General features: G+C 72.8%; 17 protein-coding genes. 5 read left to right on the top strand and 12 right to left on the bottom strand.

Going from position 1 to position 14,927, the window contains the following annotated elements; translation table 11 throughout:
* Nucleotide 1: 1 nt before the first annotated feature.
* Nucleotides 2-295 (bottom strand): hypothetical protein, encoded by a 294-nt coding sequence (locus IF46_RS0122890; protein WP_030490419.1) that lies wholly within the window; start codon nt 293-295, stop codon nt 2-4.
* Nucleotides 296-399: 104 nt separating this feature from the next.
* On the opposite strand from IF46_RS0122890, the gene IF46_RS0122885 reads away from it, so the two are divergent.
* Nucleotides 400-849, top strand: coding sequence for a hypothetical protein (locus IF46_RS0122885; RefSeq protein ID WP_157563360.1), 450 nt, complete (start codon nt 400-402; stop codon nt 847-849).
* Nucleotides 850-865: 16 nt separating this feature from the next.
* Here IF46_RS0122885 and IF46_RS33375 read toward each other — a convergent pair whose 3' ends face one another.
* The 3 genes from IF46_RS33375 to glpK form a co-directional block, all read right to left on the bottom strand.
* Nucleotides 866-1,315: a YbaB/EbfC family nucleoid-associated protein gene (locus IF46_RS33375; RefSeq protein WP_084598005.1), complete on the bottom strand. Its 450-nt coding sequence runs from the start codon at nt 1,313-1,315 to the stop codon at nt 866-868.
* An 88-nt stretch (nt 1,316-1,403) separates the two neighbouring features.
* Complete coding sequence (locus IF46_RS0122875) at nt 1,404-1,826, bottom strand: DUF3592 domain-containing protein (RefSeq protein ID WP_030490416.1); 423 nt, start codon at nt 1,824-1,826, stop codon at nt 1,404-1,406.
* 3 nt (nt 1,827-1,829) lie between these two features.
* The gene (gene glpK / locus IF46_RS0122870; RefSeq protein ID WP_030490415.1) at nt 1,830-3,314 is read right to left on the bottom strand and encodes a glycerol kinase GlpK; all 1,485 of its coding nucleotides are present in this window, start codon (nt 3,312-3,314) and stop codon (nt 1,830-1,832) included.
* A gap of 108 nt (nt 3,315-3,422) precedes the next feature.
* On the opposite strand from glpK, the gene IF46_RS0122865 reads away from it, so the two are divergent.
* A complete protein-coding gene (locus IF46_RS0122865) occupies nt 3,423-4,361 on the top strand; it encodes a ribose-phosphate diphosphokinase (RefSeq protein ID WP_030490414.1) in 939 nt (312 codons plus the stop codon).
* A 33-nt stretch (nt 4,362-4,394) separates the two neighbouring features.
* Here the strand turns inward: IF46_RS0122865 and IF46_RS0122860 are convergent, their stop codons facing one another.
* Entirely contained in the window at nt 4,395-4,850 is a 456-nt protein-coding gene (locus IF46_RS0122860) for an ATP-binding protein (protein ID WP_030490413.1), read from the bottom strand.
* Nucleotides 4,851-4,969: 119 nt separating this feature from the next.
* On the opposite strand from IF46_RS0122860, the gene macS reads away from it, so the two are divergent.
* Both macS and IF46_RS0122850 read left to right on the top strand, forming a co-directional pair.
* On the top strand, nt 4,970-6,103 hold the full coding sequence (gene macS / locus IF46_RS0122855) for a MacS family sensor histidine kinase (protein ID WP_030490412.1): 1,134 nt from the start codon (nt 4,970-4,972) through the stop codon (nt 6,101-6,103).
* A gap of 14 nt (nt 6,104-6,117) precedes the next feature.
* On the top strand, nt 6,118-6,771 hold the full coding sequence (locus IF46_RS0122850; protein WP_030490411.1) for a response regulator: 654 nt from the start codon (nt 6,118-6,120) through the stop codon (nt 6,769-6,771).
* A 6-nt stretch (nt 6,772-6,777) separates the two neighbouring features.
* Here the strand turns inward: IF46_RS0122850 and IF46_RS0122845 are convergent, their stop codons facing one another.
* The 3 genes from IF46_RS0122845 to IF46_RS0122835 form a co-directional block, all read right to left on the bottom strand.
* The gene (locus IF46_RS0122845) at nt 6,778-7,350 is read right to left on the bottom strand and encodes a DUF5709 domain-containing protein (RefSeq protein WP_030490410.1); all 573 of its coding nucleotides are present in this window, start codon (nt 7,348-7,350) and stop codon (nt 6,778-6,780) included.
* Nucleotides 7,351-7,438: 88 nt separating this feature from the next.
* On the bottom strand, nt 7,439-8,230 hold the full coding sequence (locus tag IF46_RS0122840) for an ATP-binding protein (RefSeq protein ID WP_030490409.1): 792 nt from the start codon (nt 8,228-8,230) through the stop codon (nt 7,439-7,441).
* Nucleotides 8,230-9,228: an SDR family oxidoreductase gene (locus IF46_RS0122835; RefSeq protein ID WP_030490408.1), complete on the bottom strand. Its 999-nt coding sequence runs from the start codon at nt 9,226-9,228 to the stop codon at nt 8,230-8,232. The genes IF46_RS0122840 and IF46_RS0122835 overlap by 1 nt, the downstream gene beginning before the upstream one ends.
* A gap of 224 nt (nt 9,229-9,452) precedes the next feature.
* Here IF46_RS0122835 and IF46_RS0122830 point away from each other — a divergent pair, with 224 nt between their 5' ends.
* A complete protein-coding gene (locus tag IF46_RS0122830) occupies nt 9,453-10,652 on the top strand; it encodes a glycosyltransferase (RefSeq protein WP_030490407.1) in 1,200 nt (399 codons plus the stop codon).
* A 25-nt stretch (nt 10,653-10,677) separates the two neighbouring features.
* Here IF46_RS0122830 and IF46_RS32745 read toward each other — a convergent pair whose 3' ends face one another.
* The 4 genes from IF46_RS32745 to aroA all read right to left on the bottom strand — a co-directional run bounded on the left by IF46_RS32745 (nt 10,678) and on the right by aroA (nt 14,872).
* Nucleotides 10,678-11,532 carry a hypothetical protein gene (locus IF46_RS32745; RefSeq protein WP_232234131.1) on the bottom strand — a complete coding sequence of 285 codons (855 nt, stop codon included), beginning with the start codon at nt 11,530-11,532 and terminating at the stop codon, nt 10,678-10,680.
* 59 nt (nt 11,533-11,591) lie between these two features.
* Nucleotides 11,592-12,410, bottom strand: coding sequence for a histidinol-phosphatase (gene hisN, locus IF46_RS0122820; protein WP_030490406.1), 819 nt, complete (start codon nt 12,408-12,410; stop codon nt 11,592-11,594).
* A gap of 28 nt (nt 12,411-12,438) precedes the next feature.
* A complete protein-coding gene (rsgA, locus tag IF46_RS0122815) occupies nt 12,439-13,347 on the bottom strand; it encodes a ribosome small subunit-dependent GTPase A (protein ID WP_420063586.1) in 909 nt (302 codons plus the stop codon).
* Between the two features lie 223 nt (nt 13,348-13,570).
* Nucleotides 13,571-14,872 carry a 3-phosphoshikimate 1-carboxyvinyltransferase gene (gene aroA / locus IF46_RS0122810; RefSeq protein WP_030490404.1) on the bottom strand — a complete coding sequence of 434 codons (1,302 nt, stop codon included), beginning with the start codon at nt 14,870-14,872 and terminating at the stop codon, nt 13,571-13,573.
* Between the last annotated feature and the right edge of the window lie 55 nt (nt 14,873-14,927).

Raw genomic sequence — 14,927 nt, 5'->3', positions numbered from 1 at the left:
GTCAGCGGGGGACGATGGTGCTGGCGGTCTCCGCGGCCTCCCAGTTGTCCGCCGTGCGAACCAACCGGGACCGGACCTCGGTGAGATGCTCGCGCTTGGTGCGCAGTTGCTCCTCGACGAACTCGATCGCGCCGACGTAGGCGACCGCGAGCTGCGGCACCACCGAGGTGAAGTTGCTGTGTTCGATGGCGCGGGCGGCAGTCAGCAGCTCGGCGCAGGCGTCGAGGGCCGGCCCGACCTCGCGTTCGATCGTGTCGCCGAGCGCACGGATCGCCGGCGGGTCAACCTCGATCATCGATTCTCCCCGTGTACGCGATCGATGTTCATGGTGCCGGAGCGCGGACAGCCTAACAGGATCATGGATGGGCGGGGGTGCCCGTCGCTGGTAGCCTGCGACCCATGTCAGCCGGACGTTCCGCGTCGACGCCCCCCGACAGCTACGCGTCCCGGATGGCCCGCCGGCCGCGCTGGCAACGGGTCCTGGTGCCGATCCTGCTGCTCCTGGTCGTCCTGGTGCTGCCCGTCGGCCTCGGCCGCAATGTGATCGGCGCCGAGCGGGTGAGCATCCAGGTCGAGTCCTGTGACAACGGGGGTCCCAAGGGGACCCAGCGGTGCCGGGGCACCTGGAACATGTCCGACGGAAGGGTGGTCAGCGGCCCGGTGGGCGGCGGCGTCCCGCACGCCGGGGACCGGGTCGACGGCTGGGCCAACGACGACCAGGCCACCATCAGCCTGATGGCCTGGCTCATCGCCCCGTTGCTGGTGGGCTCGGCCCTGCTGGCCGCCATGGTGGGGCTCGCCGTCGTCTTCCTGCGGGCGGGTGTGCAGCGGGTGCGGCGCGGCCGCTGACCCGCTCCGGCGCCCGTCAGACCCCCAGCTGGCGCCGCAGCCGTTCCAGCATCTCCGTGCTCTCCCGGAGCGGCCCGCTGACCATGTCGTTTAGCTGCGCCAGCTTCGCCTGCGCCGCCGCCGGGTCGTGGAGCACCGCCGCGGGGCCAGCCGGACCACCCAACTCACGCATCACCTCGGCGGTAGCCCGTGCCAGGTCGGCCCGCGCCGCACGCAGGAGCCCCGCGACGATCTCCGACAACTCAGCGGCGGGCAGGCGCAGGGCCCGTGGGTCGATGTGGAGTTCCCGGGCCGGGTCGTCGGCGGTGCAGGTGACTCGGACCAACCCGTTCTCGCTCTCCGCGTGACCGGTCAACCCGGTCAACCGGCCGCGCAGTTCCTCGCCGCGGCCCAACTGCTCCCGCATCCGCGCGGCCAACTGCGCCATCACGTCCGGAGTTGGTGTGCCGCCGATCGGCCCGCTCATCGTGCCCCTCCCGCTGTCGTCGGTCTGACCGGCCGACGGTACCCACCGCGGCCCGCCACCGGGAGCCGGGACCACTGTGGAGCGCGGATCAGCTCCGGCTCACGTAGATCCCGACGCCGACCACCAGCACGGTCAGGCTGACGGTGAGCAGCGAGACGAACGGGACCAGCACCGAGGACCTTCCCACGATGCTCGGCGACTCGACGAGGATCCGGTTCGGCCGCTCGGGTTCGTACACCACGGTGACCGGCCCGGGCGCGGCCGAGAGCGGGGTCTGGCGGAAGCGCCCCGGGGTCGCCGTCACCTCGGCACCGTCGGCCAGTCGGTACCGCACCACGGGGTAGTAGGTGCGGGGACCGTTACCCCGGGTGACCGGACGCAGCTCCACCACCTCACCCGGCGTCCGTACGCCCCGATGCAGCAGACCGAGGTCGCGCCGGAACCGGACGAGGGCGTACGCGATTCCGGCCAGGCCAAGGCCCGCCAGGATCGTCAGGACCACCTGCGGCATGACTCACTCCTCCCAGTCGAGCGTGCGCTGCACGGCCTTGCGCCACTGACGCAGCTCCCTCTCGCGCAGCTCGGCAGCCATGGTGGATTCCCACTGCGCATCGGAGCGCCACTGTGCGCGCAGGGTGGCCAGGTCGGGCCAGAACCCCACCGCCAGGCCGGCGGCGTAGGCGGCGCCCAGGCAGGTGGTCTCGGTGATCCGGGAACGGACCACCGGCACGTCGAGCACATCCGCGAGGAACTGCATGAGCAGGCCGTTGGCGGTCATGCCGCCGTCCACCCGGAGTCGGCGCAGCGCCACATCCGAGTCCGCGTTCATCGCGTCGACCACCTCGCGGGTCTGCCACGCCGACGCCTCCAGCACCGCACGTGCCAGGTGCCCCTTGGTGATGTAGCCGGTCAGGCCGGCGATCACACCGCGAGCGTCGCTGCGCCAGTGCGGGGCGAACAGCCCCGAGAACGCCGGCACCACGTAACAGCCGCCGTTGTCGTCCACGGTGCGGGCCAACTCCTCCACCTCGGCGGCCGTGGAGATCAAGCCGAGGTTGTCGCGCAGCCACTGCACCAGTGCGCCGGTGACGGCGATCGCGCCTTCGAGGGCGTACGCCGGTGGTTGGTCCTTGATTCGGTAGGCGACCGTGGTGAGCAGGCCGTGCGTCGACGGGACCGGGCTGGCGCCGGTGTTGAGCAGCAGGAAGCTGCCGGTGCCGTAGGTGCACTTCGCCTCGCCCGGCTGGAAGCAGGTCTGCCCGAACAGGGCGGCCTGCTGGTCGCCGAGCGCACTGGCCACCGGCACCCCGGCGAGCACCCCGGTGGCCGTCCCGTAGACCTCGGCGGAGCAGCGGATCTCCGGCAGCATCGCCGCCGGCACACCCATCGCGTCCAGCAGCTCCGGCGCCCAGTCGAGGGTCGTGAGGTCCATCAGCATGGTGCGGCTGGCGTTTGTCACGTCGGTGACGTGCTCGCCGGTCAGTTTCCAGATCAGCCAGCTGTCCATGGTGCCGAAGAGCACCTCGCCGCGCTCGGCGCGCTCGCGCAGGCCGTCGACCTCGTCGAGCAGCCAGCGCAGCTTCGGCCCGGCGAAGTAGGTGGCCAGCGGCAGGCCCGTGCGGGCCCGCAACGGCTCCTCGCCGTACGCCGAAGCCAGCTCGCGCAGCAGCGGCCCGGTGCGGGTGTCCTGCCAGACGATGGCGTTCGCCACCGGGCGGCCGGTGGCCCGGTCCCAGACGACGGTGGTCTCCCGCTGGTTGGTGATGCCGACGGCGGCGAGCCCGGACGCGTCGGTGCCCGCGGCCCGCAGCGCGTCGGCGACCACCTGCTGGACGTTGTCCCAGATCTCCTCGGCGTCGTGCTCCACCCAACCCGGTCGAGGGAAGATCTGCCGGTGCTCGCGCTGGGCCACGGCGACGATCTCCCCGGCCCGGTCGAAGACGATGCACCGCGAGGAGGTGGTGCCCTGGTCGATGGCGGCGACGTACTGGGGGGTCACCGCAGCACCGTACCCGGATGGGCGGCGTGGTGCGACAGACGTCACGTCAGGGTGGGGTTCCGGCCCGCCGCCGTCGACGGCCATCCACTTCGCCTACGATGTGCGAACGTGCGCGACATCGCAGTTTTCAGTGGAACCGCCCATCCCGACCTGGCTGCCGAGATCTGCGCTCACCTGGGGGTGCCGCTGCATCCGGTGCGGGTCTCCCGGTTCGCGAACGACTGCCTGGAAGTCCAGTTGCAGGCCAACTGCCGAGAGCGGGACGTCTTCCTGATCCAGCCGCTGGTGCCGCCGGTGCAGGAGAACCTGGTCGAGCTGCTGCTGATGATCGACGCCGCCCGGGGTGCCTCCGCCGGCCGGATCACCGTGGTGCTGCCGCACTACGCGTACGCCCGTTCGGACAAGAAGGACGCGCCGCGGATCTCGATCGGCGCCCGGCTCGTCGCTGACCTGCTCACCTCGGCCGGGGCGGACCGGGTGCTCGCGATGACCCTGCACTCGCCGCAGGTGCACGGTTTCTTCAGCGTCCCGGTGGATCACCTGCACGCGCTGCGGGAGTTGGCCACCCACTTCCGGCGCTACGACCTCAGCAACACCGTTGTCGTCTCACCTGACCTGGGCAACGCCAAGGAGGCCGCGGCCTTCGCCCGGTTGCTCGGCACGCCGGTCGCGGCGGGGGCGAAGCAGCGGTTCAGCGACGACCTGGTCAAGATCAGCGCGGTGATCGGCGACGTGGCCGACCGGGACGTCATCGTGCTGGACGACGAGATCGCCAAGGGCAGCACGGTGGTCGAGCTGATGGAGCATCTACGCGGTCTGAAGGTCCGGTCGATCCGGCTCGCCTGCACACACGGCCTCTTCTCCGGCGACGCGTTGCAGCGGCTCAGCGACCAGGACGGCGTCCTGGAGATCGTCTGCACCAACACGGTGCCGATTCCGGACGCCAAGCGGGTCCCCAAGTTGCAGGTCTTGTCGGTGGCCCCCGCCCTGGCCGAGGCGATGCGCCGAATCCACAACGGAGAATCCGTCTCCGCCCTGTTCGCCTGACCGCTCACCCGCGCGGTCGGCGCGCAGACGGGGTCAGCGTGGGGTGTGGTCGCGGTCGTTCAGGCCGGTGGTGACGCGGACGGTGGTGCCGGCGGTGCCGGTGACGACCTCCATCGCGTCGGTCAGCTCGCGGGCCAGCCAGAGGCCCCAGCCTCCGGCGGTGTCCGGGGTCGGCCGAGTGCGGTCGCCCAGCCGCTGCGGGCTGATCCCGTGCCCGTGGTCGGCGACCTCGTAGATCAGCAGGCCCGACTCCTGCCAGAGCCGCAGCCAGCCACGCCCACCGCCGTGCCGCACCGCGTTGGTGATCAATTCGTTGATCGCGAGCACGAAGTCGTCCAGCCGTTGGCCACTGAGCCCGGAGGCATGCGCACAGGAGGTGACCGAGTGTCGAATCTCGGTCACCTGGGCCTGGTCGAAGGCTTCGGCGATCAGGAGGGCAGGTTCGATGGGCACAACCGTACGCGGTGCGTGCGGATCTGCGTTCGTCATGGGCCCGTCCCGGCGGCGCATCTCGGAGTCATTCGCGGCATTTCCACCGTACGTCAGGGTTTCCCGAACCGCACTCGCTGCTCGCCGCGCGGCGGGCTGGTTGTGGCATCCTGACCGCCATGCCGTCGCCGCCGGGTGGATACGAGGTGCCGCTGTGGCGTGCGCTCACCGTCTTCCGGCTGGCCTCGCTGGCGTACGTCTGCGCGCTCGCGGTGCGCGACGCCGACCGGTACGCCCACCCGTACGCCGTTGGCGCCCTGATCGTGCTGATGATGGCCTGGACCGGGGTGACCGCGATCGGCTACGCCCGGTCGGCCTGGCGGCGCTGGCCGCTGCTGCTGGCCGATCTCGGGGTGGTGATGGCCATCGTGCTGTCCACCCCGTGGGTGGTCGGACGGGCGGCGCTCAGCCACGGCGTACCCACCCTGGGTGTGGCCTGGATGGCCGGCCCGGTGCTGGCCTGGGCCGTCTCCGGTGGCCGGCGGCGGGGCACGGTCGCCGCGCTGCTGGTCGCCGGTGCGGACCTGGCCACCCGGGAGCGGATCGGCCAGTCCTCGTTCACCGGGGTGATCCTGATGCTGCTCGCCGGAGTGGTGGTCGGGCACGTGGCCCGGCTCGCGGCGAGCGCCGAGGAGCGGCTGCAACAAGCGGTGGAGTTGGAGGCCGCCACCCGGGAGCGGGAGCGGCTGGCCCGGGACATTCACGACTCGGTGCTCCAGGTGCTGGCGCTGGTCCAGCGGCGCGGCGCTGACCTGCCCGGCGAGGCCGGCGAGCTGGCCCGGCTGGCCGGCGAGCAGGAGGCCGCGCTGCGGGCGCTGATCGCCGGTGCCAGCCCGGCCGCCGACAGCCTTGGCGACGGCCCGGAGGCGGTGGACCTGCGGACCCTGCTCGGCCGGTACGCCTCGGCGGCGGTGGCGCTCTCCGCCCCGGCCACCCCGGTGCCGCTGCCCCGGCGGGTGGCCGGCGAGTTGGCCGCCGCGACCGGCGCGGCCCTGGACAACGTGGGACGGCACGCCGGCGGGCGGGCCTGGGTGCTGATCGAGGACGAGGGGGCGACGGTGACCGTGTCGATCCGCGACGAGGGGCCGGGCATCCCGGACGGTCGGCTGGCCGAGGCGGCCGCCCAGGGCCGGCTGGGCGTGACCCAGTCGATCCAGGGCCGGGTGACCGACGTGGGCGGGACGGTCCGGATCGTGTCCGTCCCCGAGGCGGGCACCGAGATCGAGCTGACCGTGCCGAGGTCGCCGCGGTGAACCCGACGCGTGTGATGGTGGTCGACGACCATCCGATGTGGCGGGAGGGCGTGGCCCGCGACCTGACCGAGGCCGGTTTCCTGGTGGTGGCGACCAGCGGCGAGGGGCGACAGGCCATCCGGGTGGCTGCCGCCGCCCGGCCCGACGTCGTCGTCCTCGACCTGCAACTGCCGGACATCTCCGGCGTCGAGGTGATCCTGGGGCTGCGCGCGGCGCTGCCCGCCGTACGGGTGCTGATGCTCAGCGCCAGCGGCGAACAGCAGAGCGTGCTGGACGCGGTCAAGGCCGGTGCCACCGGTTACCTGGTCAAGTCGACAGCGCCCGCCGAGTTCCTGGACGCGGTCCACCGCACGGCGGCCGGCGACGCGGTCTTCACCCCCGGTTTGGCTGGGCTGGTTCTCGGCGAGTACCGCCGGCTGGCCGCCGGGCCGGGGCGGGGGACCGGCCCGGCCGGCGACGCGGAACCGGCGACGCCCCAGCTCACCGACCGGGAGACGGAGGTGTTGCGGCTGGTGGCGAAGGGGATGTCGTACAAGCAGATCGCCCAGCGGCTCGGGCTGTCGCACCGCACGGTGCAGAACCACGTGCAGAACACCCTGGGCAAGCTGCAACTGCACAACCGGGTCGAGCTGACCCGGTACGCCATCGAACGCGGCCTGGACGACTGAGCGGAGTCAGACCGAGCGCGGCGGCTCCGTCTCGTGGATGGCCAGCTCCTCGGCGCTCGCGCCGCCCCCGGCCGACCCCGCGTCGTACGCCACCGAGTCGGTCTCCTGATCGGTGTGCGCCCCCTCGTCCGGTTGCACCAGCCGGCCCACCGTGGCGTCGGCCGAGGTGCCGAGCTGACCGTGGTCGTAGAGGGAGACGGGTGAGTTCGGGTCCGAGGTCGGCCCGGGATCCATCACGTCGGCGTCCAACTGCGCCTCCGCAGCGGCTTCCAGGTTGTCCGCCTCGAAGGCGATCTTCGGGTCGATGGTGCCGGCCAGCGGGTCGTCCGCCGGGCGCTCGTAGACCTCCCGGTCGAGCTTGTAGTCCAACGACTCACCGTCGAGTTGCTCCTCGGCGGTCGTCCCGAACCGGTCCACCGCCACCGGCGTCCGGTCGCCGGGCAGTTGGGCCGGGTCCGGGCCGTCCGCCTCACGCCCGGTGAGGACGTCGTCGTTGGCGGTCGAGTCGTCATCGGCGGTGTCGGGCAGCCCCTGCGCCTCGGTGTCGGACAGGGGGGTCGGGTACTCGTTGTCGCGCATGTCTGATCACTACCCGCTGCCCTCCCGCCATAACCGGTCGGCGCTCGGCGGTACGGCGCGGAACCGGGCACCGGCGGCGAAAGCGCCGTCAGGCGGCCTCGTCGTCCGGGTGCAGCACGCACCAGACGACCTTGCCGTCCGGCACGGCGCTGCTGCCCCAACGACGGGTCACCGTGTCGATCAGCAGCAGGCCCCGGCCGCCGGCCTGGGTCGGCGGGGATATCCCGGCGAACGTCGGCTGACGCGGGGAGTGGTCGCGAACCGACAGGTGCAGGGTGTTCTCCTGGGGAGCCAGCCGCACCGTCATCGGGGTCCGGGCGTGCGCCACCACGTTGTTGACCATCTCGGTGACGGCGATGCAGGCCGGGTCGGCGAGCGTGGCCATGCCCCAGCGCTCGCAACCGGTGGTGACCAGCTCGCGCGCCTGCCGGGCGGCTCCCACCGCCGGGGCCAGTTCGACGGTGAGCACCGCCGCCAGCGGTGCCGCCGCGACCGCGGCCAGCGCGCCGTCGAGCGTCGGCCAGGCCGGCACGCCAGCGAATGCGGCGTTCGGGTGGGCGGGCCCGTCGACCGTGGGGTCACACAGCAGCAGATCCGCGGCGGGCCAGTCGGCGACCTCCCGACGAACCTCGGCGAAGACATCCCGCCCGGCCGAGCCGGCGACCCGCAGACCGGTCACGTCGGCGACCACCGGGCCGGGCCGGTCGCAGAGGCGGGCGAGCAGCGCGCCGCGGACCGATTCGGCCGCGGTGGCGTCGAGCACGCCGGTCAGCCGGACCACCGCCGTCGAATCGTCGATTTCCACCAGGCAGCTCGACATGATCGACCCATTGTGCGCGTCGGTGGCGGTCAGCGCATTCGGGCGCTTGATGTCGGCCATCAGCGGTCCGACCGGGAACGGCGGTTGATGGCAGCCAGGGTGCCGACAGCGGTTCCGGCGGCGGCCAGACCGAACGCGGCGGTCATCCGCACCAACTGTCGCCGGCGACCGTGCCAGCCCCCGTCCCGGCGGGCCTGGGCGTCGGGGTGGAACACGTTGCCGCTGCTGTCCAGCCGGGCGCCCGGCCCGAACTGGGTGCGGTGGGCGTACCAGCCGAGCGTGCGCTCCACCAGCGCGGGCGCCAGCCGCCACTGCAGGCCCAGCAGCCGGGCCGCGCCACCGGCGTACGCCTCGCGGCGGGGCCGGCGCAGCAGCCGGACGATGGTCTCGGCGACCACCTCCGGCGGGTAGATCGGGGGCGGCGGCACCAACTCCCGGCCGCTGTAGTTGCCCGCGTGCCGGAAGAACGGGGTGTCGATCGTGGCCGGCAGCACGGTGCAGACGGAGATCTGACCACGGCCGGTGACGCGCAGCTCCTGGCGGACCGTGTCGGCCAGCCCGCGGATGCCGTGCTTGGTGGCGTTGTACGCCGACTGGTACGGCATGGCCACCTCGGCCAGCACCGAGGCGTTGTTGATCAGTACACCGCCGCCGGCGGCGCCCAGGTAGGGCAGGGCCGCCTTGATGCCGTGCACCGCCCCGAGCAGGTTGACCTCCAGCACCCGGCGGAACTCGGCGACCGGGATCTCGTCGAACAGACCCACCGCGCTCACCGCGGCGTTGTTGACCCAGGCGTCGATCCGGCCGAACTCGACCGCCGCCTGATCGGCGAGCCGCCGCACCGACTCCAGATCTGTCACATCGGTGGGTACGACAAGCGCCCGTCCGCCCAACTCTCGGCAGCGCTGGGCGACCTGTCGCAGGGCGGGCTCGCTGCGGGCGGCCAGCACGACGGCGGCACCCCGGCGGGCCAACGCGTACGCGGTGGCCGTGCCGATCCCGCTGGACGCGCCGGTGATCACCACGGTCGAATCGTCGAGACTGCGGGTCAGCGGCATTCCTCAGCGGTACCCCCGCCCGGGCCTGGTCATACCAGCGCGCGGATGTCGATCATCGTCGAACCGCTGGTTGGTGTGCCCCCTGTGCTTGCTGTGCCGCAAGTTTCGGTGGCACTCGCGGGGACTCTTCCTGATCTGCCAGGTTTCGGCTCAGCGTCGCGGGGTTAATGGGACGCTCTGACCGGGAGGACCACCGCCGAGGAAAGATCGCAGGGAGGTGACCCATGCGCGTCGGCCTCGTCTGCGCGCACGCCAGTTCCTATCGCCACGCCGACGGCCCACCGGTCGGCACCCGACAGCACATCGCGCGGGTCGCCGCCGAGCTGGCCGGTCGAGGCCACGACGTGCGGCTCTACGACCGCCGGGACGACCCGGCGCTGCCGGCGACGATGGAGGTCGACGGCTACCAGGTGCATCAGGTGCCCGCCGGCCCGCCCACCCCACTACCGACCGCCGAGCTGATCCCGTACGTCACGGAGGTCGGCCGCTGGTTGGCTGACGAGTGGTCGGGTGCCTGGCGGCCCGAGGTGGTGCACGGGCACTACTGGGTCGGTGGCCTGGCCGCCGCGCACGCCGTTCGGGAGACCGACATTCCGGTGGTGCAGACGTTCCACTCGCTCGGGGTCGAGCAGCTGCGTCATCTGGGCGGCCACTACGACGGGCCGGGGCAGCGGATCACGCTGGAGCGCGCGCTGACCCGGGCGGTCGACATCGCCGTGGCCCAGTCCAACGACGAGGTCGACGAGCTGACCCGGATGGGTCTGCAACGCAGCTCGGTCGCGTTGGTGCCGGCCGGGGTCGACATCGAGCAGTTCCATCCCGACGGCGAGGCCGCGCCACGCGAACAGCGGCCCCGCATCCTGTCGGTGGGCTCGCTCGCCGCAGGGCACGGCCAGGAGGACCTGATCCGGGCGATGCGGCTGGTCGGTGACGCCGAGCTGGTGATCGCCGGTGGGCCGCCGGCCGACCAACTGGTCAACCACGCCGAGGCGCGACGGCTGCGTGAGCTTGCCGAGCAGGTCGGCGTCATCGACCAGGTACGGCTCGTCGGTGCGGTGCCGCACGACCAGATGGCCACCTGGTACCGGTCGGCGGACGTGGTCGCCTGCACGCCGCACTACTCCTCGGCCGGGCGGGTCTCGCTGGAGGCGATGGCCTGCGGAGTGCCGGTGATCGGCTACGCGATGGGCGGCCTGGCGGACGCCGTCGTCGACGAGGTCACCGGCCGCCTGGTGCCCCCCGGTGACGTGCGGGCACTCGGAGTCTCGCTGCGTCGGCTGCTCGGCGACAACGCCGGCCGGTTCGCGTACGGGCACGCTGCGGTGGACCGGGTGCGCAGCAGCTACACGTGGGAGCGCACCGCTGGCGCGTTGGAGCGCCTCTACGAGCGGGTGGTGAGCCGCCGCAAGCCGGTCGAGGCCTGAGGGAGGTGTCGGGCGGCGCGGTTCGTCAGCCGGGCCGGCCGGCGCCGACCATGGCGCGGTCTCGACGGCGTGCCACCGAGCGTTGCTGCTGCGGCTCGGCGTAGCGGGTCAGGCCGATCACTGCGGCCAGGGTGACCAGGAAGCCGGCTGCGGCCAGCCACTCCCGCCCCGGCCAGATCTTGTCGTTGAGCAGCAGCAGGCCGACGATCGCGGCCGGCACCGCACCGGCGGCGTCCATCGCGGCGACCGCGGCGGTGGTCGAGCCGCGCTGCATGGCCAGCCCGAGCAGCAGCTGACCGACGACCGAGTGGGCGATCAGCAGGTAGAACAGCGGGTCGGCGAGGAACGCCTCGGCGGACGGTGCGGACGCCAGCGGCCGAGCGGCGACCGCGGCCGAGCTGAACGCCAGCCCGGCAAGTGAGCCGAGGGCCACCGAACCTGGTGCCCCGTGCAGCCGAACGGCGAAGAAACCGAGCACCGCGATGACGCCGAGCGCCACCAGCAGGGCGATCGAGCCGGCGGTGCCGAGCTGCTTCGACGGTGCCGGCCGGGCGGAGAGCACCAGCGCGGTGATCCCCCCGAAGAGCAGGCCCAGCAGCACCACCTCGGCCGCCGGTAGCCGCCACTTCAACACCAGGACGCCGAGGATGGCGGTCACCCCGAGCCCGGCTGCCACGCTGGCCTGCACGAGGAACAGCGGCAGGTCCCGCCGGGCCAGGAACGCGAGCACGAAGCCGCCGATCTGGCAGCCGAGGCCGACCAGGTACGTCCGGTGCCCGGCGAGGCGCAGCAGCAGACCCGGGTCGAAGGTGTGGTGGACCGTGGTGCGGGCCGCCGCCACCGACTGGAGAAGGTTGGCGAAGCCATACGCGACGATCATCGCCGCGAGGAAGCACCAACCAGAGGAGACCACTTGGCGAGGATAGAGGTTGCCGGGGGTCAGCGCTCGGCTGGTCGATCCAGCCGGGCGAGGATGTCGGCGTGCAGCACACCGTTGGTGGCCACCACGCTGCTGTCGGTGCCCGGGGACCCGGAGGGCGCCGGTCGACCGGACAGATCCGTGACCGTGCCACCCGCCTCCGTGATGATCGGCACCAGCGCCGCCACGTCCCACAGGGACAGCTCCGGCTCAGCCATCACGTCGAGTGCCCCCTCGGCCAACAGCATGTAGCCGTAGAAGTCCCCGTACGCCCGGGTGCGCCAGCTGCCCCGCATCAGGTCGAGCACCGCGTCGAGCCGCCCGGCGCTCTCCCACCCGTTCAGCGACGAGTAGCAGAAGCTGGCATCCGCGATCCCACGCACCGCGGACACGCCGATCCGCTCGCCGGCCGCAGGGCCCGGCCCGGCGTACGCGCCCGCGCCCGCGCTGGCCCACCAACGCCGGCCGAGCGCCGGTGCGGACACCACGCCGACCGCTGGCCGGTCGCCGTCGTAGAGCGCGATCAGGGTGGCCCAGATCGGCACGCCACGGACGAAGTTCTTGGTGCCGTCGATCGGGTCGATGATCCACCGGCGGCCGTTCGGGTCGGTGGACGGCGTCGCGCCGTACTCCTCGCCGAGCAGCCCGTCGGCCGGTCGGTGCTCGGCCAGCACGGCGCGGATCTCCCGCTCGACGGCGGTGTCCGCGTCGGAGACCGGCGTCAGGTCGGGCTTCGCCTCGACGCGCAGGTCGAGCGCGCGGAACCGGGCCGTGGCGATGGCGTCGGCCCGGTCGGCGAGCAGGTGGGCGAGAGCGAGGTCGTCGGCGTACCCGGTCATGCCGGCAACCTAGCCCACGCACGTCGGCTCACTCGTCGGGCCCGCGCCGGTCACCCTCGCCAGGCCCGCGCTGGTCGCTGTCGCCGCGCGAGTCACCCTCGCCGGCACGGGAGGCGAGCAACCGGCGGTACGACGCCAGCCGGCGCGGGTCGGCCTTGCCGGCGGCCACCCAGGCGTCCAGCCCGCAGTCGGCCTCGTCGGTCGTGTGCGGGCAGTTCGGCGGGCAGTCGACCGTGCCCTCGACCAGGTCCGGGAAGCCGTGCAGCAGGCTGTCGGCCGAGACGTGCGCCAACCCGAAGCTGCGGATCCCGGGGGTGTCGATGATCCAGCCCGGGTCGGTGTCGACCCCGGGCACCGGTGGCAGCCGCAGCGCCACCGCGCTGGTGGACGTGTGCCGGCCCCGGCCGATCGCGCTGACCACGCCGACCGCGCGCAGCGCGTCCGGAACGAGGCGGTTGACAAGCGTCGACTTGCCCACCCCGGAGTGCCCGACCAGCACTGACACCTTGCCGCTGAGCAGCGCACGGAGCGCGTCCAGGTCGGAGTCGGGGCGGTTGAGCACGTACGGCAGCTCCAGCTCGGTGTAGTAGCCCAGCACCTCCTCCGGCCCCGCCAGGTCGGCCTTGGTGAGGCAGAGCAGTGGCTCGACGTCCGCGTCGTACGCGGCCACCAGGCAGCGGTCGATGAACCCGGTGCGCGGCGGCGGGTCGGACAACGCGCTGACGATCACCAACTGGTCTGCGTTGGCCACCACCACCCGTTCCAGCCGACCCTCGGCGGTGGTCTCGTCGTCGTCGGCGGTGCGTCGCAGCACCGAGCGGCGCTCGGCGATCCGGACGATGCGGGCGAGGGCGCCCTCCGCGCCGGACGTGTCACCGACCAGGCTGACCCGGTCGCCGACCACCACCGACTTGCGGCCCAGCTCGCGGGCCCGCATGGCGGTGACCGTGGGCAGCTCGGCACCGACCACGCCGCGCTCGGCCCCGGACAGCACGCACTGGTAGCGCCCCCGGTCGACGGCGATGACGAACCCGTCGACCGCGTCGGCGTGCTGCGGGCGGGTGCGCGTACGCGGGCGCGACGACTTTCCGGGTCGGACCCGAACGTCGTCCTCGTCGTACTCCCGCCGTTTGGTCGCCAGGACCTGTCCTCTTCTCGCGTCAGCTCTTGCCGGTCACCATCGCTGACCATAGTGCCGGGAACTCGGGCATGGTCTTGGAGGTACACCCCACGTCGTCCACCTCGATGCCGGGCACGGCGAGCCCCGTCACCGCTGCGGCGTGTGCCATCCGGTGGTCGTGGTAGGTGCGGAAGACCCCGCCGCGCAGCGGTCGGGGCCGGATCTCCAGCCCGTCCGGTGCTTCGGTGACGTCCGCCCCGAGCGCGGTGAACTCGCGCGTCAGCGCGGTAAGCCGGTCGGTCTCGTGGCCACGGATGTGCCCGATGCCGGTGAAGACCGACGGTGAGTCGGCCAGCATGGCCAGTGCGGTCAGCGCTGGGGTCAACTCACTGACGTCGGAGAGGTCGGCGGTCAGACCGTGCACCACGCCGGTGCCCCGGACGGTCAGCCCGTTGGTGGAGAGGGTGACCTCGCCGCCCATCTGTTGCAGCAGCGAGCGGAGTTGCTCGACCGGCTGCGCGCTGCTGTGCGGCCAGCCTTGCAGGGTCACCTCGCCGCCGGTGACCAGGGCGGCGGCGAAGAACGGCACCGCGCCGGAGAGGTCCGGCTCGATCTCCCAGCCGCGGCCGGTGAGCGGGCCTGGCTCGACGGTCCACACGTCGGGGGTGGTGTCGTCGACGGCCGCGCCAGCGGCGCGCAGCATCTGCACCGTCATCCGGAGGTGCGGCGCGGAGGGCACCGGCGGGCCGACGTGGCGCACCACGACACCCCGGTCGAAGCGTGGGGCGGCCAGCAGCAACCCGGAGACGAGCTGACTGGAGGCGGACGCGTCGATCACCACCTCGCCGCCGGTGACCCGCCCGGTGCCGAGCACGGTCAGCGGCAGGCTGCCGGTGCCGGTGACGTCGATCCGGACGCCCAGCGAGCGCAGCGCGCCGATCAGCGGGCCGAGCGGCCGGGTGCGGGCGTGCGGGTCACCGTCGAAGGTGACCTGCCCGTCGGCCAGGCCCGCCACCGGCGGCGCGAACCGCATCACGGTGCCGGCCAGGCCCACGTCGACGTGCGCGGGGCCGACAAGTGGGTGCGGTCGGACCAGCCAGCGCTCGTCGTCGCTGATCGAGACGTGCGCACCCATCGCCCGCAGGCCGGCGGCCATCAACTCGGTGTCGCGGGCGCGTAACGGCCCGGCCAGTGTCGACGGGCCGGCGGCCAGCGCGCTGAGCACCAGGGCGCGGGCGGTCATCGATTTGGAACCGGGTAGGCGCAGCGTCGCCGCCACCGGGTCGGATGCGGTCGGTGCGGTCCACGGCTGTGGCGGCCGGGTCGCGGTCAGGTTCCCCACGGTTACATTCTGCCGTGTCAGCCGGTGGGCGGTGGTGCCCGGCGTTCGTACTCCC

Source organism: Micromonospora chokoriensis, assembly GCF_000718555.1.
Taxonomy (GTDB): Bacteria; Actinomycetota; Actinomycetes; order Mycobacteriales; family Micromonosporaceae; genus Micromonospora; species Micromonospora chokoriensis_B.
Note: the sequence above shows the minus strand (reverse complement) of the source record. Positions and strands in the feature narration are given on the sequence as shown.